The 19,287-nt window shown below is 49.5% G+C and carries 22 protein-coding genes and 1 tRNA gene; 17 read left to right on the forward strand and 6 right to left on the reverse strand.

Going from position 1 to position 19,287, the window contains the following annotated elements; all coding sequences use genetic code 11:
• Window positions 1-90: 90 nt before the first annotated feature.
• The 6 genes from H6A34_RS09430 to H6A34_RS09455 all read left to right on the forward strand — a co-directional run bounded on the left by H6A34_RS09430 (window position 91) and on the right by H6A34_RS09455 (window position 5,330).
• Complete coding sequence (locus H6A34_RS09430) at window positions 91-402, forward strand: hypothetical protein (RefSeq protein WP_021947606.1); 312 nt, start codon at window positions 91-93, stop codon at window positions 400-402.
• A 101-nt stretch (window positions 403-503) separates the two neighbouring features.
• Entirely contained in the window at window positions 504-1,664 is a 1,161-nt protein-coding gene (gene purT, locus H6A34_RS09435) for a formate-dependent phosphoribosylglycinamide formyltransferase (RefSeq protein ID WP_205105153.1), read from the forward strand.
• A gap of 47 nt (window positions 1,665-1,711) precedes the next feature.
• Window positions 1,712-2,833 carry an acyltransferase family protein gene (locus H6A34_RS09440; RefSeq protein WP_205105154.1) on the forward strand — a complete coding sequence of 374 codons (1,122 nt, stop codon included), beginning with the start codon at window positions 1,712-1,714 and terminating at the stop codon, window positions 2,831-2,833.
• 60 nt (window positions 2,834-2,893) lie between these two features.
• Window positions 2,894-3,307, forward strand: a complete 414-nt coding sequence (locus H6A34_RS09445) for a sugar 3,4-ketoisomerase (protein ID WP_205105156.1) — start codon at window positions 2,894-2,896, stop codon at window positions 3,305-3,307.
• Window positions 3,295-4,233, forward strand: a complete 939-nt coding sequence (locus H6A34_RS09450; RefSeq protein ID WP_205105158.1) for a GNAT family N-acetyltransferase — start codon at window positions 3,295-3,297, stop codon at window positions 4,231-4,233. The genes H6A34_RS09445 and H6A34_RS09450 overlap by 13 nt, the downstream gene beginning before the upstream one ends.
• Window positions 4,230-5,330 carry a DegT/DnrJ/EryC1/StrS family aminotransferase gene (locus H6A34_RS09455; RefSeq protein ID WP_205105160.1) on the forward strand — a complete coding sequence of 367 codons (1,101 nt, stop codon included), beginning with the start codon at window positions 4,230-4,232 and terminating at the stop codon, window positions 5,328-5,330. The genes H6A34_RS09450 and H6A34_RS09455 overlap by 4 nt, the downstream gene beginning before the upstream one ends.
• A gap of 195 nt (window positions 5,331-5,525) precedes the next feature.
• On the opposite strand, the gene H6A34_RS09460 is transcribed toward H6A34_RS09455, so the two are convergent.
• The 5 genes from H6A34_RS09460 to porQ form a co-directional block, all read right to left on the reverse strand.
• A complete protein-coding gene (locus tag H6A34_RS09460; protein ID WP_205105162.1) occupies window positions 5,526-6,116 on the reverse strand; it encodes a LutC/YkgG family protein in 591 nt (196 codons plus the stop codon).
• Between the two features lie 5 nt (window positions 6,117-6,121).
• Entirely contained in the window at window positions 6,122-7,480 is a 1,359-nt protein-coding gene (locus H6A34_RS09465; RefSeq protein ID WP_205105164.1) for a lactate utilization protein B, read from the reverse strand.
• Window positions 7,477-8,214: a (Fe-S)-binding protein gene (locus H6A34_RS09470; protein WP_021947597.1), complete on the reverse strand. Its 738-nt coding sequence runs from the start codon at window positions 8,212-8,214 to the stop codon at window positions 7,477-7,479. The genes H6A34_RS09465 and H6A34_RS09470 overlap by 4 nt, the downstream gene beginning before the upstream one ends.
• Window positions 8,215-8,612: 398 nt before the next feature.
• Complete coding sequence (cmk, locus tag H6A34_RS09475) at window positions 8,613-9,305, reverse strand: (d)CMP kinase (protein ID WP_021947596.1); 693 nt, start codon at window positions 9,303-9,305, stop codon at window positions 8,613-8,615.
• Between the two features lie 5 nt (window positions 9,306-9,310).
• Window positions 9,311-10,258, reverse strand: coding sequence for a type IX secretion system protein PorQ (porQ, locus tag H6A34_RS09480; RefSeq protein WP_205105165.1), 948 nt, complete (start codon window positions 10,256-10,258; stop codon window positions 9,311-9,313).
• A 163-nt stretch (window positions 10,259-10,421) separates the two neighbouring features.
• On the opposite strand from porQ, the gene H6A34_RS15410 reads away from it, so the two are divergent.
• From H6A34_RS15410 to H6A34_RS09535, 11 genes are all read left to right on the forward strand, one after another.
• Window positions 10,422-11,150, forward strand: coding sequence for a TonB family protein (locus H6A34_RS15410; protein ID WP_205105167.1), 729 nt, complete (start codon window positions 10,422-10,424; stop codon window positions 11,148-11,150).
• A gap of 34 nt (window positions 11,151-11,184) precedes the next feature.
• Window positions 11,185-12,159, forward strand: a complete 975-nt coding sequence (locus H6A34_RS09490; RefSeq protein WP_205105168.1) for a polyprenyl synthetase family protein — start codon at window positions 11,185-11,187, stop codon at window positions 12,157-12,159.
• Window positions 12,160-12,256: 97 nt separating this feature from the next.
• Window positions 12,257-12,991: a hypothetical protein gene (locus H6A34_RS09495; protein WP_205105170.1), complete on the forward strand. Its 735-nt coding sequence runs from the start codon at window positions 12,257-12,259 to the stop codon at window positions 12,989-12,991.
• Window positions 12,992-13,067: 76 nt separating this feature from the next.
• On the forward strand, window positions 13,068-13,862 hold the full coding sequence (locus H6A34_RS09500) for a TatD family hydrolase (protein ID WP_205105171.1): 795 nt from the start codon (window positions 13,068-13,070) through the stop codon (window positions 13,860-13,862).
• Between the two features lie 313 nt (window positions 13,863-14,175).
• A tRNA-Ser gene (locus H6A34_RS09505) sits at window positions 14,176-14,263 on the forward strand.
• Between the two features lie 26 nt (window positions 14,264-14,289).
• Complete coding sequence (locus H6A34_RS09510) at window positions 14,290-15,189, forward strand: MotA/TolQ/ExbB proton channel family protein (protein WP_205105173.1); 900 nt, start codon at window positions 14,290-14,292, stop codon at window positions 15,187-15,189.
• Window positions 15,186-15,731: a hypothetical protein gene (locus tag H6A34_RS09515; protein ID WP_205105175.1), complete on the forward strand. Its 546-nt coding sequence runs from the start codon at window positions 15,186-15,188 to the stop codon at window positions 15,729-15,731. The genes H6A34_RS09510 and H6A34_RS09515 overlap by 4 nt, the downstream gene beginning before the upstream one ends.
• A complete protein-coding gene (locus H6A34_RS09520; RefSeq protein WP_205105176.1) occupies window positions 15,728-16,264 on the forward strand; it encodes an ExbD/TolR family protein in 537 nt (178 codons plus the stop codon). The genes H6A34_RS09515 and H6A34_RS09520 overlap by 4 nt, the downstream gene beginning before the upstream one ends.
• The gene (locus tag H6A34_RS09525) at window positions 16,261-16,728 is read left to right on the forward strand and encodes an ExbD/TolR family protein (protein WP_205105178.1); all 468 of its coding nucleotides are present in this window, start codon (window positions 16,261-16,263) and stop codon (window positions 16,726-16,728) included. Before H6A34_RS09520 ends, H6A34_RS09525 begins: the two co-directional genes overlap by 4 nt.
• A 180-nt stretch (window positions 16,729-16,908) precedes the next feature.
• On the forward strand, window positions 16,909-17,403 hold the full coding sequence (locus tag H6A34_RS09530) for an Lrp/AsnC family transcriptional regulator (RefSeq protein ID WP_021947581.1): 495 nt from the start codon (window positions 16,909-16,911) through the stop codon (window positions 17,401-17,403).
• A 157-nt stretch (window positions 17,404-17,560) separates the two neighbouring features.
• On the forward strand, window positions 17,561-18,589 hold the full coding sequence (locus H6A34_RS09535) for a TlpA family protein disulfide reductase (RefSeq protein WP_205105180.1): 1,029 nt from the start codon (window positions 17,561-17,563) through the stop codon (window positions 18,587-18,589).
• Window positions 18,590-18,691: 102 nt separating this feature from the next.
• On the opposite strand, the gene H6A34_RS09540 is transcribed toward H6A34_RS09535, so the two are convergent.
• Entirely contained in the window at window positions 18,692-19,174 is a 483-nt protein-coding gene (locus H6A34_RS09540; protein ID WP_021947584.1) for a dihydrofolate reductase, read from the reverse strand.
• Between the last annotated feature and the right edge of the window lie 113 nt (window positions 19,175-19,287).

A 19,287-nucleotide genomic window follows, 5' to 3' on the forward strand; every position in this document is an offset into this window, starting at 1 on the left:
GACAATGAGATTATTCTAAGCCATACCATTCAACAAGGCTAATCTCCTTGTCCGCTCGTCTGCTTGTCAACTTGTATCTTTAAGAAGAATATGGATATACTTTCACAAGAACTTCAGGACTTTCTGATACGCCTCGGCAAGGAGCCGGATTGCGTAAGCGAGAAGGTGGAACACTACATAAAGCATATCATGCATCTCGTGTATGCCGACGAGGAAGATATGCTACAGCAGTATTACGGACTGTTCGGCAACGACGTGAAGCCATTGGAAGACATCGCAAAGGAGCGTCATGTAAGTAACGAAACAATGCTTAAAATAATTGAGGCGAACCTTCGCAAGATGGCTGTTTCGCCCGAATGGCAGATGGTAAAGCAATTAATCAACAGACAAGTTGACGAGTGACGGGCAGACAAGGAGATATGACTAAATAGCATTTTGTAGCAAAATCAAATCTCCTTGTCTGCTTGTATCTCGTCGACTTGTCAACTCTAAAAATAAGAATCATGAAGAAAATACTTTTGTTAGGCTCAGGAGAACTGGGCAAGGAGTTTGTAATCGCGGCGAAACGTGCCGGACAGTACGTTGTGGCTTGCGACCGTTACGCAAACGCTCCGGCCATGCAGGTGGCCGACGAGTGCGAGGTTTTCAATATGCTTGACGGCGATGCTCTCGACAATGTGGTAAAGAAACACAGTCCTGACATCATCGTTCCGGAGATAGAGGCTATCCGTACGGAGCGCCTTTTCGACTTTGAGGAGCAGGGAATACAGGTTGTTCCGAGCGCAAGGGCTGTCAACTTCACGATGAACCGCAAGGCAATACGTGACCTTGCCGCCAAGGAACTCGGACTGAAAACTGCAAAGTATTTCTACGCCAAGACGCTTGACGAACTGAAGGAGCACGCTAAGGAGATAGGTTTTCCGTGCGTAATCAAGCCGCTCATGTCGTCATCAGGTCACGGACAGAGTGTAGTAAAGGGAGACGACGAGCTGGAAGGAGCGTTCAACGCGGCGATGGAAGGTAGTCGTGGCGACGTTAAGGAGATTATAATCGAGGAATTTATACACTTCGACAGTGAGTTTACCTTGCTGACGGTGACTCAGAAAAATGGCCCGACTCTGTTCTGTCCGCCCATCGGTCATGTACAGAAAGGCGGCGACTACCGCGAGAGCTGGCAGCCGTTTGCAATTCCCGAAGCCGACCTTCGTGAGGCAGAACGCATGGCAGAAGCCGTGACGGGTGCGCTTACAGGTGCCGGAATATGGGGCGTAGAGTTCTTTCTGAGTAAGGACAAGGGCGTGATATTCTCCGAGCTTTCGCCCCGTCCGCATGACACGGGTATGGTAACGCTCGGCCATACGCTCAACCTTAACGAGTTCGAGCTGCACTTCCGCGCCGTCATGGGGCTGCCTATTCCTGCCATACACCTTGAGCATGCCGGAGCAAGCGCCGTTGTACTGGCAAAAGAAGAAGCCGACCATGAACCGGAATACAACCTACTTGACGTAACCAGTGAGGACTATTCGCGCCTGCGTATCTTCGGAAAACAGCAGCAACACGTAGGCCGCCGCATGGGCGTTGTGCTCTGTTACGGCGACGTTGACGCCGACACCACGGCCCTGAGGGACAAGGCCAAGCGCCTGGCGGACACCGTTATTAAGTAAGAAATCCGATGGGGATGAAGTTATGTAATAACATGTAGATGTTTTAGATGGACAGAAACAATCTACGTTCACAAAGCCTGGACCTTCTAAGATTTCCATTGGCTGTTGTCGTTATAGCCATACATGTGGTATATCCGGGTGCTTATATTGAACTGGAGGGAAACACTACGCTTGAAGGACTTGTATGTCTTTTAAGCGGAATGTTTCTCGATCAGAGTGTACCTGTCTATTTCTTTATCTCAGGTTATGTGTTTTTCTTGAACATAAAGTTTGATAGACAAGTCTATATACGCAAACTGAAGAACAGGTCTAAGTCGTTGTTTATTCCCTATTTAACTTGGAATACGGCTGTTATATTGAAAATAATGTTATTAACTTTCCCTTGTTTCGCATTTCTGTTCAAGCAACCACGTGTCATGTCAGACTATGATTGGTCTATCGGGGCAATATTAATGAGTTACTGGAATACCGGCTTTGGAATAACTCATGACGGTGTTTCTGAGATGAACGAAATTTATCCACAAGATAGTCCGCTTTGGTTTGTCCGGGATTTGATGGTCGTAGTACTATGTACTCCACTGATATTCAAGATGTTGAGTAGGTCTTGTTTGATAAGGAATGTTGTGATGATAATCCTCGGATTGTGTTGGTTCGTGGCAGGTCTTTTCCCGCTTGGCCATGTCAATCAACTTTTGACTGCGTTTTTCTTTTTTTCGCTAGGTTCATGTATGAGCATAGGACAGAGTGACATGATGTCGACTTTTGGCCGATTATTCAAACCGGCAGCATTTGTGTATGTGTTAGTTTCGATAGTATATGCTTTAATGATACTTGATTATCCATTTGTTGCCAATGGATTGAAAAAGATAAATCAGCTTGCCGGACTTATTGTTGCGTATGACATATCAGCATTATTTATAAAGAAAAAAGTCTGCCGTGTCAGTCATTTCCTGACATCTTCTTCATTCTTTGTTTATGCATCAAACTGGCTTATATTGTACGAAATGAAAAGAATTGCCTACATTCTTATAAAGCCCGATACTGGTATTGAATATATCTTGGCGTATATTGCAACGATAACTTCCGTAGTCATGTTATTGCTTGGCGCATTTTACATGTTGCAAAGGTATATGCCATGGGTTGTAAAAGTATCTACGGGCCGGAAATAACGACAAAACAAGAGTGTAAGTAAAAGCGTAAAGTAACCTTAATTTTAATAAAAAACGAATATGGAAAAAACAATTGGCAAGGTTTTGTGCCTTCCGAAAATAATTGACCCTCGTGGTAATCTTACAGTGGCAGAAAGCATGAAAGACATGCCATTCGATATAAAGCGGGTTTACTGGGTATATGATGTACCTGGAGGAGAATGCCGTGGTGGTCATGCGCATAAGGAATGTAAGGAGTTTATTATTGCTGTTAGTGGCAGTTTCCATGTAACTCTTGATGATGGAAATAATAAAAATACATACCTGCTGAATCATCCTTATCAAGGATTGTTTGTCGAAACAGGAATATGGCGTACGCTTGATGACTTTTCTTCTGGTGCCGTATGCCTTGTCCTTGCTTCAGATTTATATGATGAGGGTGATTACATCCGTGATTATGATGAGTTTTTAGATTATGTAAAATGTTCGAGATAAACAGATATTCCGCCGACGAAAAATGTGCGTGGAATGGTTTTATTGACCTTTCAAAGAACGGAACGTTCCTGTTCAACCGCAACTATATGGATTATCATGCCGACAGATTCCATGATTTTTCGTTGATGTTTTATTGTAAAGGTAAGCTATTTGCAGTGTTACCAGCTAATATCCGTAACGGTGTGTTATATTCGCACCAGGGTTTGACATATGGAGGACTGGTTACGAATCGTAGTGCAAGGGCTGCTAACATCTGTTCATTGTTCAAGGAACTAAACGGATATCTGAAAGAAAATGGCGTTCGCAAAGTAGTGTATAAAGCTCTGCCATGGATATATTCAAAGTATATGGCGGAAGAAGATTTATATGCGTTGACGAACGTCTGCCATGCGAATATTGTATCACGTGACATCTCGTCAACGATTGTTCTTGATAATAGGCTCGGTTTCAGCGAATTGCGCCGGCGCGGGCGTAACAGGGCAAGAGCATGTGGAGTGGTTATTGAAAGCAGCGATGACGTGGCGGCGTTCTGGAATATCCTTGACAATAATCTTGAAAGTAAGTATGGCGTAGCGCCGGTACACAGCTGTGCTGAATTGGAATTGCTTATGGGTAGGTTCCCGTCAAATATAAAACTGTATATGGCATATCTTGACGGCGAAGCATTAGGTGGAGTAATCGTTTATTTATGTAACAACGTCGTACATACACAATATATCTCAGCGTCGCCTGAGGGTAAACGGATGGGGGCATTGGATTTATTGTTTGATACATTGATAGACTCCTGTTCAGGCTCTTTCAAATATTTTGATTTCGGTCGTTCTACCGAACATGGTGGCCGATATCTTAACGAGTCGCTGATATTCCAAAAAGAAGGTTTTGGCGGCCGGGGCGTATGCTATGATACTTATGAATGGACATTATGATTAAATATCTTGAATTAAGTAAAGTCACAGCCATGCATGCTGACGAGATACGGTCGGCAGTGGCACGGGTTGTTGATAGTGGTTGGTACCTGCAGGGCGAACAGACACGCTTGTTCGAGCAGGAGTATGCTGATTATATAGGCACAAGATATTGTGTCGGATGTGGTAATGGACTCGATGCCCTGACACTTATTCTGCGGGCGTATAAGGAGATGGGCGTAATGAATGACGGCGACGAGGTAATCGTACCTGCAAACACGTATATTGCGTCAATATTGTCCGTAACAGAGAATGGCCTGAAACCTGTTCTCGTAGAGCCACGTCTTGATACGTTGCAGGTTGACGACAGACTGATAGAACAAGCAATAACGCCACGGACGAAGGCTGTCATGATTGTACACCTTTACGGTCGTTGCGCATATACCGAATATATATATGATTTGTGCAGGCGTCGTGGACTGAGACTGATTGAGGACAACGCCCAGGCCCACGGATGTACATTCGGCAGCAAACGGACAGGTTCTTTAGGTGACGCAGCCGGCCATAGCTTTTATCCTGGTAAAAATCTTGGGGCGCTTGGCGATGCAGGAGCTGTAACCACGGATGACGATGAGTTGGCAAAGACTGTACGTACTCTTGGAAATTATGGTTCTGCACGCAAGTATGTATTTTGCATGAAGGGACGTAACAGTCGTATCGACGAGATACAGGCTGCTGTGTTGCGCATTAAGATGAAGTATCTTGATGCGGAGAATAACATTCGCAGGAGTATTGCAGAACGTTACATTGCCAACGTGTCCAACCCTTTGCTGTTGCTGCCCAGTGTAGAATATTGTGCAGCAAGTGTCCATCATATATTTCCTGTGTTATGTACAAGACGTGATGAGCTGCAAACCTACCTTTACAACAATGGTGTCCAGACAGTAATTCATTATCCCATACCGCCGCACCGACAGCTGTGCTATGCCGGATTTGCCGGTCTTAACCTGCCGATTACGGAGCGGATACATCATGAGGAACTTAGTATTCCGCTTAATCAGACGCTTGATGACTACGAAGTTGATACCATAATACAGCTGCTTAACGATTTTAAGTGAGCTTTAATCAATAACTTTTATAACATATTGATTATCTGTTGGTTACATCATGGATATTGTCCTGGCATATGAACGATGGCCTTTTACAACCTGAAAAGCCGTATTTTACGATGCAAAACGCCGTCTTTCGGAATGTGGAAGACGGCGTTTTATGTTGTAAGTGTTTATAACTGTTATGGTGGTCGGTTACCGGCGTCAGTCGGTAAGTATTACGGTTACTCCGCGGGCGGCCTGGGCGCCCATTACAAGAGCCTGGGCGATGTCGGCCGTCTTAGACGGGCCTGATATGAATGTGCCGTAGCCATAGTCGGTCATGTTTATGCGGGCATAGGCCTGGTGCATGTTGCTTACTATGGCGCGGCGGCTCAACACGATGACGAGGTATTCCGAGATAAAGCATACGGAGCGTTCCTTCATCGTCTGCGGTATCCATACACACCCGTTTTCGGCTACGCCGAGCTCTCCGCGCACAATGCCCACGTCGGTGCCGTTCAGTTCTTGCGCCGTGCCCACCGTGTCGGGATTGAGCGTAGCTATAGTTATCTCTGCCATGTTGCTGGCAAAGACTTTCGCTTCGGGATACAGTCTCTTGATTAGTCCGTTGATGTCTGCGTCCTTCTCGAGTTCGGCGATTTTTGCGCCTACTGTATTGCTCATGCTTATAAACTGGGCTACAGGGTCGGTGTATGTCACGCCTTGCAGTGCGTCAAGGTTAGGCATGTCGTATTGTTCCCCGACGTTGATGTTCTTTCTGTAGCGTGAAAGTATATGTTCTTTTGTTGACATGGTTTCTATAATTTCTTGAACACTTCATGGAACGGTTCTTTTGCGAATCGCGGCATTTCGTGGCCCTTGCCCCATGCGTTGAGGCTGTTGTACATCATCCATCGTGGCGCGTGGTTGGCCAGTGGGGCCAGCTTCAGTGCCGTGTTGTACAGTCCGGGGCGGTCGAAGAGGTACTTCATGCCTGTTGACATGGCCTTCTTCATCGGGTCGGCCTTGCCTATGTCGTCGAGTCCCTGGCGCCAGCGGTATATCTGTTCGGACAGGTTTACCTTGACGGGGCACACGTTGTCGCACGAGCAACACAGCGTACACGCGCTCACGTTGTCGTGGTATTTCCTGGCGTTCTTGAGCATGCCGAGGTTAATGCCGATAGGACCGGGGATGAAGTAGGTGTACGAATAGCCTCCGCTCCGGCGGTAAACCGGGCATGTGTTCATGCAGGAGCCGCAGCGTATGCACTTGAGTGTCTCCCAGTGTTCGGGGTTTCCTATAATGTTGCTGCGGCCGTTGTCAACCAGTATTATGTGCATTTCGCCTCCGGGCCGCGGCTTGCGGAAGTGCGATGTGTATGCCGTGGTGGGCTGTCCTGTGGCCGCGCGGCACAGCAGGCGCTGGAATACGGCCAGCGAGCGGTAGTCGGGTATTACCTTCTCAAGGCCCATTGCCACGATGTGCAGCCGTGGCATTGACGTAGCCATGTCGGCGTTGCCTTCGTTGGTGCATACCACCACGTCGCCCGTTTCGGCCACTCCGAAGTTTGCGCCGGTCATTCCCGCGCCGGCTGTCATGAACTCGTTGCGCAGGCTCAGGCGTGCCTGGTATGTCAGGTAAGTAGGGTCATAGTTCCCTTTTTCGCTTCCCAGCTTCTCCTCGAACAGCCGTCCGACTTGCTCCTGGGTGATGTGTATGGCCGGCACTACGATGTGGCTGGGCTTCTGGTGCATCAGTTGCAGTATGCGTTCGCCAAGGTCTGTCTCCACCACGTCAATGCCGTGCACCTCGAGAAACGTGTTCATGCCGCACTCCTCGGTAAGCATCGACTTGCTCTTAACCATCTTCTTCACGCCGTGCGAGTTCAGAATGTCGAGCACGGTGTTGTTCATGTCTGCCGCATCCCTTGCCCAGTGTACTTTTACGCCGTTACGTTCGGCGTTGTCGGCGAACTGTTCCAGATATTTGTCCAGGTGTGTTACGGTATGCCGCTTGATGGCGCTTGCGGCCTCGCGCAGCTCCTCCCATTCGTCCAGTCCTTGCGCCATGTCGTCGCGTTTGGCCCTGAGCTGCCAGAACGTGGCGTCGTGCCACGTGGCGTTCTTGTCGTTCCTGAGGAAGTCCTGTGCCGCTCTTGAATGTTGTGTACTCATAATCCTGCCGATAGAATCTGTATTACGTGAATGAACTTTATGTCCTTGCCCAGCTTGCGTGCCACGCCCTCAAGGTGCATCAGGCAAGAGCTGTCGGGGCCGGTGATATACTCTGCGCCGGTGGCCATGTGCCGCTCCAGCTTGTCGCGCCCCATGCGTGCCGACACGGCGGGCTCCTCTACGGAGAACATTCCGCCGAATCCGCAGCATTCGTCGACCCTTTCGGGTTCTACCACGGTCACACCGTCGACCAGCGCGAGCAGGTCTTTAATCTTGTTGAACGGTGCGATGTTCCTCTCGCTGGGTGACGACAAGCCCAGTTCCCTCACTCCGTGGCACGAGTTGTGCAGGCTGACCTTGTGCGGAAACTTGCCCGGCAGTGCGTTGACTTTTACCACGTCGTGCAGGAATTCGCACACGTCCATCGTCCGTCCTGCCGCCGTGCACTCGTGGCCGGGGGCAAGCAGCCGGGGGTGGTTGAGCCTGACGAAGGCGGCACAGCTGGCCGACGGGGCCACTACGTAGTCGAATCCGGCGAACATCTCGTCGTAGCTCTTGGCCAGGGATACGGCCTTGCGCTCGAATCCGGCGTTGGCCATAGGCTGTCCGCAGCATGTCTGCCCCATGGGGTAAGTCACGTCCAGTCCAAGCCATTTGAGCAGTTTGTATGTAGCCACGCCTACGTCAGGATACAGTGCGTCGACGTAACAGGGGATGAAAAGTCCTATCTTCATTGTTAAATAATCATTTACTACGTTGTATGTTAAATGAAAAACGTATGTGCAAAGGTATTAATTTTTGTTTATAATCGGCACACTGACCGTAAAAACTTCTGTTACAATCGTTTCCTGTAATGCGTATTGTCAAGCGCACATTACATTATTCGGAGTAAGGACAGCGCATAGAATCCGTGCCGTCAGCAACAGCCTTGCCTGTGTGCATACATCATGCTTGCCGTCAAGTAAAATCACCCGCATTTCAATACATGGCCTTTGGGCTTGTAAAAGGCTATCTTTTACAACGCAAAAGGCCGCCATTCATCTTGCGAAAGACGGCCTTTTGGGAAACGTTTTGTAAATATTTGAATTTCAATAAGTTATGATGCGGCAATTAAGCGGCGTTGACACGTAGTTCAATCTCTTGCCGCCTCCTCGTATTTTTGCATGAGCCATTCTTTCTGTTGCTCGATGGTCATGTAACTGTTGTCCAGCTCAAGGGCGTCGTCGGCCTTGCGCAAGGGGGAAACTTCGCGGTGTGAGTCGATGTAGTCGCGCTCCTCGACGTTCTTAAGTATGTCGGCATAATTGGCTTCCATGCCCTTGGCGCACAGCTCGTCGTAGCGTCGCTTTGCGCGGACTTCGGCAGAAGCGGTAACAAACACCTTGAGTTCCGCATGGGGAAATACCGTCGTGCCGATGTCGCGACCGTCCATCACTACGCCTCCTCCGCGGCCCATTGCCTGTTGGCTGGCAACGAGTGCGTGGCGCACGAAGGGCAGGGTTGCTATTGGACTGACGTGGGCCGACACTTCCATGGTGCGGATGTCGCCTTCGACAAGCTCTCCGTTGAGGTATGTATCCGGCCGGCCTGTCGAGTGGTTGAATTTGAAAGATATGTCGATGTCGCCCATACAGGCTCTTAACTCGTCGGCTTTTATCGACCCGTCGGCATTGAACAGTCCATTGCGCAGTGCGTAAAGTGTTACGGCGCGGTACATTGCGCCGGTGTCGATGTAGGTGTACCCGATGGTTCGGGCAAGGTCTTTGGCCATCGTGCTTTTGCCGCACGACGAAAGGCCGTCGATGGCTATCGTGATTTTTTTCATATTTATTATAAGCTGTAGGTTACGTTTACCGTCAGTGAACTTGATGATACGTGATATTTTCCGTATGCAAGCTGTAGCTTGAAGCGTTCGAGCTGGAGGCCTGCTCCGCACGAGAACCCGGCCCAATGGCTGCTTTCCTCGTCGGCTCCGCTCTGTATCTTCATTTCGTCGGCCCGTCTGAAGCTGTAGCCGGCGGCTACGTATATCTGCTGTGAAAGGATGATGTCCACGCCTGCTACAAGGTGGTTGATTACGGAATAGTCCCAGTGTGTAAGGTCTACGAGCGTGGCCGACAGTCGGAAAGGCAATGTGGCGAAGCGCTTGCTGGCGCCGAGCTGCACGTCAAGCGGCATTTTGTCGTATTCGTCATCATACGCCTTGAGCTGTCCGCCGAGGTTTTTGGCTACAAGGGATAGCGACCATTCACGGTCGGGGTCATAATAGTTGAGGCCCAGATCAACACCTACGGCCCATGAACTGTAGTCGCCTATGTACGAGTTGATTACCTTTGCCGTTATTCCGCCGGACAACCGCTCGCTCAGCAGATAGCTGAACACACCGCTGATGGCAATGTCCTTGGCTGAAAATTCGCCCGTCTGCACGCCCGACTCGTCCGTCTGTTTCATCTTTCCGTAGTCCATGTATTGCGCCGTGACGGCAACCGTGGCCTTGTCTTTTATTATCCTGTTGTATGAGGCACTGGCAGTGGTGGCGCCTGCCATGTATGTCATGAAGTTGAGGTTTATGCTCTTGTCGCTTACGGACGACAGCAGCGCAGGGTTGGCGAACATCAGCGAGGGGTCATCCTCTATGATCGTGATGTTGTCACCGCCCAATGCCGCGGCGTGGGCGCTTACCGGCAGGCGCAGGAAATTGTATGCCGTCTGGCTCTCCTGGGCGCCCGCCGTTATGGCTGAAAGCGCAAGTGTAAGCGAAAAAACGGTTTTTTTCATTTAAATCTGTTATTTTTTGCAGCAAAGGTACATCTTTTTCAAATATCTGAGTTACTTTTGCATTATTAATAATGGCCGGCTGGCACGTCTGTTCCACATTATAACGTAAAAAAAGGCAGATTAGTATGTCGGCGGCCGAAGGCGTGGAAACAATCTTGCCGAAGTGGACGTAAGGAAATCATACAAGGCCGATTTGGAGAACCAGCGCTCGTTCAGCTTCCTGCTTGGGCTGGTCGTAGTGTTGGCATTGTTCGTCGTGGCACTTGAGTTTACTACAAGGGCTGGGCTGCCCGAAGCCTCCGACGACGTGCTCGATGATATATCGCAGGACGTTGAAATGATGCCTGTAGTGAGTCATGACGCTATTGCGGCTGTATCAGCCGGACGCAAGGTTTCCGGGCAGACGGATAAGATTACCGTGGTGGACAAGGCCGCTCCGACGTTGGCGGACAACAGTCGTGAAGGAAAAGACGATGTGTTGTCAAGACTCTCGGGCATGGGGATTGGCGGTGTGACGGCCATACAGGACACACCTATTCCTGCCATGCAGGCAAATCCTGTAGATATGCGGGACAAGCCGCTTGACTTTCAGGTGGTGGAGAGGCTTCCGGAGTATCCCGGCGGCATGTCTGCATTCGTGCAGTGGCTGACGAAGAACCTGCGCTATCCCATAACGGCACAGCGCCGCAAGGTGCAAGGCACGGTGCTCGTGGCGTTTATTATAAATAAGGATGGTAGCATAACCGACCTTAAAGTCATAAAATCGGCTTCCGCTGAGCTTGACCGTGAGGCCTTGCGTGTGCTCCGTATGATGCCTAAATGGAAACCCGGTGAAGATCATGGTAAACCCTGCCGCACGTATTTCAGTATACCTGTGGTGTTTAAGTTGTAACAGCAAGACCTGCACTAAAGAAAAATAAAATACTATGTTGACAGCAAATGAAATCCTCGAGAAAGTAAACTCATACCTCGAAGCCCTACCGTACACGCGTAGGCCGCAAAGTTTGTATGAACCCGTGAAATACGTATTGTCAATGGGCGGTAAGCGTATCAGGCCGTCGTTGATGCTTATGGCGTACAACATGTACAAGGAAGACCCTGAAAGCATACTGCCGGCGGCATGCGCAATAGAGACATACCATAACTATACTTTGCTGCATGACGACCTGATGGACAATGCCGACATGCGGCGCGGCCACCCAACTGTACATGTAAGATGGAATCCTAACACGGCCATACTTTCGGGCGACAGCATGCTTGTATTGGCGTTTCGTCATATGATGGGGTGTCCGGAGGCAAAGCTCCGTCCTGTGCTTGACCTTTTTGTAGAGACTGCGCTCGAGATAGGGGAGGGCCAGCAGTACGACATGGATTTTGAGACACGTACTGATGTAACTGAGGATGAATACATAGAGATGATAAGACTGAAGACCAGTGTGCTGTTGGCATGTGCGTTGAAAACGGGAGCAATACTGGCTGACGCTCCTGACATCGATGCGGATAACTTGTACAAGTTTGGCGAACAGGTTGGTCTTGCTTTTCAATTGCAGGACGACTTCCTTGACGTATATGGTGACCCTGCCGTATTCGGCAAAGCTATCGGTGGTGACATCCTTTGCAACAAGAAGACATATATGCTGATAAACGCGTATAACAGGGCTGGCAAGGCTCAGCGGGAAGAACTGGAAAAATGGATGACAGCCGAGGACTATGATCCTAAAGAGAAAATAGCGTCAGTAACGTGTATTTACGACGAGCTTGGCATTGACCGTTTGGCTACCGATAAAATCAGGTATTATTTTGAACAGGGGCGCAAGTATCTTGCGGCCGTAAATGTTCCGGAAGCTCGCAAGGATGTGCTTATGGCGTATACTGACGGGATGATGAAAAGAAAAAATTGAATGGACGGAGAGTGAAGAATGGAGGGTCAAACAGTTTCATTTGTATTTTTCTTGACTCTTCACTTTTCACTCCAAACTCTTCACCTTTAATTAAAAAATGCCTTACAGGAAACTTCCAAGGACTGACGCTGCGCGTTTGCGCGCGTTGAAGACGGTGCTTGAGAATAATGAACTCTACACCGTGCGTAACCGGTTTGTCGACTGGGACACGATTAACCGTGCCCAGCCTGCATACGACAGGCTGCTTACCGCAGTCGAACAATATCGTGTAACGTACACGGCCCAGCTTAGAAGTGTGGGTAAAGCCGACCGACTGCAACGTAACGCCGTAATGTACGTAAGCCATTTCCTGCAAGTACTGATGATGTCGGTAGAGAGAGGGGAAATCAAGAAAACCGCGTTGCGCTTGTACGGTCTTGACGACGATGCGCGTACTCTGCCTAATATCAAGAGCGTAGGTGGGCTGCTTAAGTGGGGAGCGATGGCCGTTGAGGGCGAAAAAACGCGTGTAAGGCAGGGCGGCAGGCCGATATATAATCCTACTATAGGCATGGTTGGCACACACCTTGACATCTTCAAGGACTGCTACGAGCAACAAAAGCGTCTGCGGGAACGTACCTCGCGAGCGCTTGATGCGCTTAGGGAGGTGCGTCCTGAGGTTGACGCGGTTCTGCTTGAACTGTGGAACCAGATAGAGGAACATTTCAAGGATGAGCCGTTGGAACGCCGTCTTGCTGAATGCCGTAAGCTCGGAGTGGTATATTATTATAGGAAAAATGAAAAAATTAAGAATGAAGAGTTAAGAATTAAGAAAAATAGCTTCAATGGATAAAGAGTAATTCATATTTTTCTTAATTCTTAACTCTTCATTCTTAATTTCCCCTATTCTCCCATAAAAAGAAAAAACAATGACATTCATAGACACCCATACACATCTTGACGGGCATGAGTTTGACGCCGACCGCGACGAAGTTGTAGCACGTGCCAAGGCCGCAGGCGTAAGCATGGTATTCATTCCGGCAATAGATCTGCCGACCGTCGGCAGCGTGTTGGCAACATGCGCGCGTTATCCGGGCTTTGCCTATCCGATGTTGGGATTGCATCCGGAGGAGGTAAGGGCTGACTGGCGTGATGTTTTGGCCAAGATGAAACCGTATCTCGATACTTCTGACTGTCCTTTCATTGCCATAGGAGAGGTTGGCTTGGATTATTACTGGAGCCGTGAGTTCGAGAAGGAGCAGCTTGAGGCATTTGACGAGCAGGTGCGTTGGTCTGTAGAATATCGTCTGCCGCTAATGATTCATTGCCGCAAGGGACAGAACGAGATGGTAAGACTGTTGCGCTCGTACGGCAAGGATCTACCCGGTGGAGTGTTCCACTGCTTTACCGGCAACGAGAAGGAGGCTGCCGAACTGCTTTCGTTTGACAATTTCATGCTGGGTATAGGAGGCGTGCTTACATTCAAGAAGTCGCACCTGCCGGAGGTCCTGGCGTCAGCCGTGCCGTTAGAGCGTATCGTCCTTGAGACCGACTCGCCTTACATGGCGCCGGTACCAATGCGGGGCAAGCGTAATGAAAGCGCTTTCGTTAAATATGTGCTTGAGCGTGTTGCCGAGTGTTATGGCGTAAGCGCCGACGAGGTTGCCCGCATAACCAACGGCAATGTAGCCCGTGTATTCGGCAGCGTGTTGGCCGATAAGTAGAAGCCCTGTAGTGGCTGTCGTTGCAAAAGGCCGTCTTTCAGCTTGTGAAAGGCGGCCTTTTGTCGTGTAATAGACGGCTTTTGACAAGCTGAAACGCCGCCTTTTGCAACATGGCTGTATGTCGGCTGCCATGTTGATGATTATAGGCTGGTCTCGTGTTCGGCATGTCCGGCAGATATGCCGCTACCTTGTGCCGAACTGTGAAAATACGAAAAAAAGGAGCGTAAAAGCAAAAAAGATGTGATTTTATGCTCGAAATAAACGGAAAAACGATAATTTTGCACCCCGTAAGCCGTATTATGCGGCCATGCAGGGAAAGATGCTCGAGTGGCTTAAGAGGCACGCCTGGAAAGCGTGTAGCCGGCAAAACTGGCACGGGGGTTCGAATCCCCCTCTTTCCGCGAATGTTTTTTTAATCCTTAAGGATATGAATAACCTCATTGCAAAGATTGCAATAATCACGTTCCTTGCTTTTTCTCAAAGCCTTACAGCTCCTGCACAAGGAGGCAGAACGGCTGTGTCCGGTGAGGCTAAGGCGCCGCAGGCAACGGTTGTGGCCGCTGGCGACAGTTCAGATACCGGCCAGCCGGCCGCGCTTGATGGCGACTCGGCCGGGGCAATGGCTGCCGACGATTCGCTCGGAATGGACTACGAGGCTGCTCCCGACTCAACCCTGGCTCCTGTTGAGAGTGTAGGTTTCCATAAAATGCTCAAGACAAAGTATATCGAGGGCAGCGCCGGTTTCATGTCGTTTGTGGCGTTGGCGTTGGTGCTCGGCCTTGCGTTTTGTATAGAGCGCATAATATATCTCACCCTGTCAGAAATCAACGCCAAGAAACTGATGGCCGACCTTGAGGGCCAAATCATGCAGGGCGACATAGAAGGTGCCATGTCCACGTGCAGGGACACACGTGGCCCGGTGGCTTCAATCTGTTATCAAGGCCTTTCGCGCATAGATGATTCAATGGAGGATATCGAGCGGAGCATAACGTCATACGGCTCGGTGCAGGCCGCCAATCTCGAGAAAGGCTGTTCGTGGATAACATTGTTTATCGCAATGGCACCGTCGTTGGGCTTCCTCGGAACGGTTATCGGAATGGTTATGGCGTTCGAGCAGATTCAGTCGGCCGGCGACATAAGCCCCGCTATCGTTGCCGCAGGTATGAAGGTGGCGCTTATCACCACGATTTTCGGACTTATAGCTGCCCTTATCCTGCAGGTATTCTATAATTATATTTTGTCTAAAATCGAGCACATTACCAGCCAGATGGAAGAGTCGGCGATAACGTTACTCGACATAATAATGAAGTATAAGCTGAAGAAATGACGGCGCAAACATCACACAAAATCCCTGTTAAGCTCGATGCCGAGCAGCTGTCTACGCGCGTTTTGTACGTGCTCGTAGCGTTGGTCGTCATTGTTTTCGGGGCATTCTTCCTCATTGGCTACGACGTTCCGTACGAGGATGACCCGTCATTCAACGCTCCGCTGCTGACCGATGCCGTACTCGTGTTTATGTATGTGCTTGTGTCCGGGGCCGTACTGCTTGCCGTTGCGGCGGTGGCAGTAGGGCTGAGGCGTAGCGGAGGCTCGTCTTCCGTTGTCAACAACATCCCCGCGGCCAGGATAGCGTGGGCCACCGTGGCCCTGCTTGTGGGCAGCCTGCTCGTTACTTTCTTGCTGGGCTCGTCGAAGCCTGTGCTTGTCAACGGTGTTGAATATACGGATACGTTTTGGCTTAAGGCTACCGACATGTTCATCAACACGTCGTTCGTGCTGCTTTTCGTGGCTGTTTGCGGCGTCGTGTTCGGCTTGTCGGGATACAATAGGAAGTTAAAGAATGTATGGAAGGTAAATAAGAACAGATGATTTTACGTCATACAAAGCGTACGGTACCGCAGCTCAATACAACGTCAACAGCCGATATATCGTTCATACTGTTGGTTTTTTTTCTCGTGATGACGTCAATGGACGTAGACAAGGGCCTGTCGCGCACGCTCCCTCCAATCCAGGACGACAGCAGTACTGAAGTGACCGAGATATCGAGGGATAACGTATTGTCCATCACGTTGACGCCGTCCGGCAGCCTGCTCGTCGACGGGAAACCGTCGGATATAGGCCGTTTACGCTCGCAGGTAGCAACCTTTGTAGGCAAGACGGCCGACCGCCGTCGCCACATGCTCATGATTGACGTGGACCGCAGGGCTCCGTACGATTCGTATTTCCAAGTTCAAAACGAAGTGATAGCGGCTTACAACGCCTTGCGCGACGCTTACGCGCGGCGTAAGTACGGGCGTTCCTATGTACTCTGCACTTCGGAACAGCGCAAGGCCGTACGCGACTACTATCCACAGCACATAACCGAGACCACCACGGACAGTGGGGAAGGAGGCGGCAGATGAGTTTGTTCAGGCAGACAAGGCGCGAGGTGCCCATGCTTAACACGGCTTCGTTGCCCGACCTTATATTTACGGTGCTCTTCTTTTTCATCACCGTCACCCACATGCGCGAGGTTACCTTGAAGGTAAGATACCGTGTGCCCGAGGGTACGGAGCTTACTAAAATGGTTAAGAAGTCGGCCGTTACACATATTTATATAGGGCGCCCGACCGACGGAATGGGGCATGTGACAGGTAAAGGCAGCCGCATACAGATTAACGATAAATACGTTGACGTGCCAACCGTTACCGATTATGTAGCCGACGAACGCGCCCGTATGTCGCCCGAGGATGTGCGCATGATGAGTGTGTCGATAAAGGCCGACCGCTCCACCGAGATGGGGCTGGTGTCAGATGTGCGCCAGGCGTTGCGTCGGGCAGGCGTTACAAAAATTAATTATTCTGCCACACAAAAAGGCGAAAAATAATTCTTGAAAATCTGTCAAGGTTTTAATCTATAACATAATCGTAAAAATTTGCTTACGATTTGTTGCGGAAATAATAATTTTTTGTATCTTTGCGGAAAAGTATTCCGCACGGATGAGTACGGCGTAAGGCCCGTGACGCTCGTCTGTGCCATTTATTATTAATAATTCATTAACGACACAATGGCGCATCACAATTTAGATTCATTAGACAAGAAAATCCTTAAACTCATTGCAGAGGACGCTCGCATACCGTTCCTGGAGGTAGCCCGCTCGTGCAACGTTAGCGGCGCGGCCATCCATCAGCGCATACAGAAGCTCAACAACATGGGTGTGTTGAAAGGCTCGAAGTTTATCATCGACCCGGAGAAAATAGGTTATGAGACATGCGCCTACATGGGACTCAACCTGAAAAATCCGGAGAAGTTTGACGCGGTAGTTGATGAACTAAAGAAAATTCCGGAGGTAGTTGAATGTCATTATACTACCGGCGATTATGACATGTTTATCAAAATCTACGCCGTTAACAACCATCACTTGCTTAATATCATACACGACCGCCTGCAGCCGCTCGGCCTGTCGAGGAGCGAGACGATAATCTCGTTCAACTCGGCGTTCAGCCGTCAACTGCCGATACTCGACATGCCTGTTGACGATGTAGAAACAGATGAAGATTAAGGGGCTGTTTTATGCGTAGATTTTTGTTGTCGATCGTACTTGTGCTTGCCTCGTTTACGGTGCGGGCACAAGGTAATTATGTGATTGAAGGTAGTATAAACGGTGACGTTGACGGTGCCGTCGTAAGTCTGTATAAGAGAGATGGAGACATGCTTTCATGTCAGCCAACGACACGATTCGTGACAATGCGTTCTGCTTCGAGGGCAAGACGTCGGGCGATGGGGTGCATGGATTCAGTTTGATGGCGAACAAAGACGGTGTTATAAGTATGCTCCTTGACCTTTATATCCGTCCTGGCAGCCATGTAAAGATAACCGGTGACAGCATGCTTGTGTATACTTGGGATGTAGAGAGCGATGTTCCCGAGCAGCAGACGAGGCAGAAAATCGTCGGGGCTGCGCGCCGATGGTGGAACGAAATGCAGCTTAATGACCGACTGGAAGATTCGTTACGTGCCAAGATGAAAGGCAAAGGCGTGACTGAAGGTCAAAAGGCAGACATGAAGTTGACGCTCGACAGCCTTTCAGAATACAAGGATGTAATCATGGGCAACATCGTCCTTGCCGAAACAAAGGCAATGTCCGGCATGACGGTAAACGGCGCTTGGCTTGACGCTTTGCTCGGAGATGTCTACTTTGCGAAGTATTCCGACAACCAGGAGTGCAAGAATGCCGTGAAAGTTTTGTACGATAGATTGTCTGACGAGTGGAAAAACACGACCGACGGAGCTGAGATCGGCGTGGTTGTATATCCTCCAAAGGAGATAAAGAAAGACGAAGCCGTGGCTGACGGCGACTTGTTTGACATTGAAGGAAACGTGCATCATCTTGCCGACTTCAGGGGTAAATACGTCCTGATAGACTTCTGGAGCGAGGGTTGCGGCCCGTGTAGAATGGCTATTTCGGAGATGAAAGAGATTGCGGAAAAGTATAAAGACTCGCTTGTTATCGTTGGTTTGTCGCTTGACGGAGAGAAAATATGGAAAGAGATGTCGACCAAACACGGCATTACCTGGTATAACCTCAACGACCTTAAAGGGCGAAGCGGCATAGCGGCGAAGTACAGCGTGTCGGGCACTCCACACTATGTGCTGGTCTCGCCGTCGGGAACGATGACGGACAAGACGACAGGTTACTGTAAGGGAAGCCTGAAAGAATTTGTCGGAAAGTATCTTGACAATAAATAAACAACCAATAAAAAGAAGAAAGCCAAAGGTCTGGAGCAATTCCGCCTTTGGCTTTTTACGTTGTATCACGATGTTAACTTAACCGTAAACATCGGTTTTTTATCATTTCCTTTCATAGTCTACGAAGGCAAATTCGTGGGCATGGCGCTCGTCCTTGCCGTGCTTCTCTCGGCTTACTTCATGCCAACCGTCGTACTCGGGGAAGAAAACGTCAGCACTGTCGGGCGTGTCGTTAACCTCGGTAAGGCACAGACGGTCGGCAAAGTGCATTGCCTGGGCATACACTTCGGCGCCTCCTATCACGTAAATATCTTCTTCGGGAGCGCAGTGTTTGAGCGCTTCCTCCATTGAAGCGTAGGCGTCGCAGCCAGGAAAGTCGTGCTTAGTGCGGCTCAATACAATGTTTCTTCTGTTGGGAAGCGCACCCTTCGGCAGCGATTCGAACGTCCGCCGTCCCATTATTATGGTGTGTCCCGTCGTCAGGGCTTTAAACCTTTTCATGTCGTCGGGCAACCAGTAAATCAGCTTATTGTCCTTGCCGATGGCACGGTTGCGCGCCACTGCGGCGATGATTGATATCCTCATAATATTTATTTAATTCTTAATTAAGAGCTAACTTAATTAAGAATTAAGAGTTAAGAATTAAGAAAATATGCATCGGGAAATTAAGAACTAAGAACTGAAAGTCAGCGTTAAGA

Origin of the sequence: Marseilla massiliensis, assembly GCF_016899855.1 — a bacterium.
Classification (GTDB): domain Bacteria; phylum Bacteroidota; class Bacteroidia; order Bacteroidales; family Bacteroidaceae; genus Prevotella.

Excerpts from the sequence above, each read along its gene's own strand:
- H6A34_RS09430 (WP_021947606.1), top strand. The coding sequence starts at position 91 with ATGGATATACTTTCACAAGAACTTCAGGACTTTCTGATACGCCTCGGC.
- purT (WP_205105153.1), top strand. The coding sequence starts at position 504 with ATGAAGAAAATACTTTTGTTAGGCTCAGGAGAACTGGGCAAGGAGTTT.
- H6A34_RS09440 (WP_205105154.1), top strand. The coding sequence starts at position 1,712 with ATGGACAGAAACAATCTACGTTCACAAAGCCTGGACCTTCTAAGATTT.
- H6A34_RS09445 (WP_205105156.1), top strand. The coding sequence starts at position 2,894 with ATGGAAAAAACAATTGGCAAGGTTTTGTGCCTTCCGAAAATAATTGAC.
- H6A34_RS09450 (WP_205105158.1), top strand. The coding sequence starts at position 3,295 with ATGTTCGAGATAAACAGATATTCCGCCGACGAAAAATGTGCGTGGAAT.
- H6A34_RS09455 (WP_205105160.1), top strand. The coding sequence starts at position 4,230 with ATGATTAAATATCTTGAATTAAGTAAAGTCACAGCCATGCATGCTGAC.
- H6A34_RS09460 (WP_205105162.1), bottom strand. The coding sequence starts at position 6,116 with ATGTCAACAAAAGAACATATACTTTCACGCTACAGAAAGAACATCAAC.
- H6A34_RS09465 (WP_205105164.1), bottom strand. The coding sequence starts at position 7,480 with ATGAGTACACAACATTCAAGAGCGGCACAGGACTTCCTCAGGAACGAC.
- H6A34_RS09470 (WP_021947597.1), bottom strand. The coding sequence starts at position 8,214 with ATGAAGATAGGACTTTTCATCCCCTGTTACGTCGACGCACTGTATCCT.
- cmk (WP_021947596.1), bottom strand. The coding sequence starts at position 9,305 with ATGAAAAAAATCACGATAGCCATCGACGGCCTTTCGTCGTGCGGCAAA.
- porQ (WP_205105165.1), bottom strand. The coding sequence starts at position 10,258 with ATGAAAAAAACCGTTTTTTCGCTTACACTTGCGCTTTCAGCCATAACG.
- H6A34_RS09490 (WP_205105168.1), top strand. The coding sequence starts at position 11,185 with ATGTTGACAGCAAATGAAATCCTCGAGAAAGTAAACTCATACCTCGAA.
- H6A34_RS09495 (WP_205105170.1), top strand. The coding sequence starts at position 12,257 with ATGCCTTACAGGAAACTTCCAAGGACTGACGCTGCGCGTTTGCGCGCG.
- H6A34_RS09500 (WP_205105171.1), top strand. The coding sequence starts at position 13,068 with ATGACATTCATAGACACCCATACACATCTTGACGGGCATGAGTTTGAC.
- H6A34_RS09510 (WP_205105173.1), top strand. The coding sequence starts at position 14,290 with ATGAATAACCTCATTGCAAAGATTGCAATAATCACGTTCCTTGCTTTT.
- H6A34_RS09515 (WP_205105175.1), top strand. The coding sequence starts at position 15,186 with ATGACGGCGCAAACATCACACAAAATCCCTGTTAAGCTCGATGCCGAG.
- H6A34_RS09520 (WP_205105176.1), top strand. The coding sequence starts at position 15,728 with ATGATTTTACGTCATACAAAGCGTACGGTACCGCAGCTCAATACAACG.
- H6A34_RS09525 (WP_205105178.1), top strand. The coding sequence starts at position 16,261 with ATGAGTTTGTTCAGGCAGACAAGGCGCGAGGTGCCCATGCTTAACACG.
- H6A34_RS09530 (WP_021947581.1), top strand. The coding sequence starts at position 16,909 with ATGGCGCATCACAATTTAGATTCATTAGACAAGAAAATCCTTAAACTC.
- H6A34_RS09535 (WP_205105180.1), top strand. The coding sequence starts at position 17,561 with ATGTCAGCCAACGACACGATTCGTGACAATGCGTTCTGCTTCGAGGGC.
- H6A34_RS09540 (WP_021947584.1), bottom strand. The coding sequence starts at position 19,174 with ATGAGGATATCAATCATCGCCGCAGTGGCGCGCAACCGTGCCATCGGC.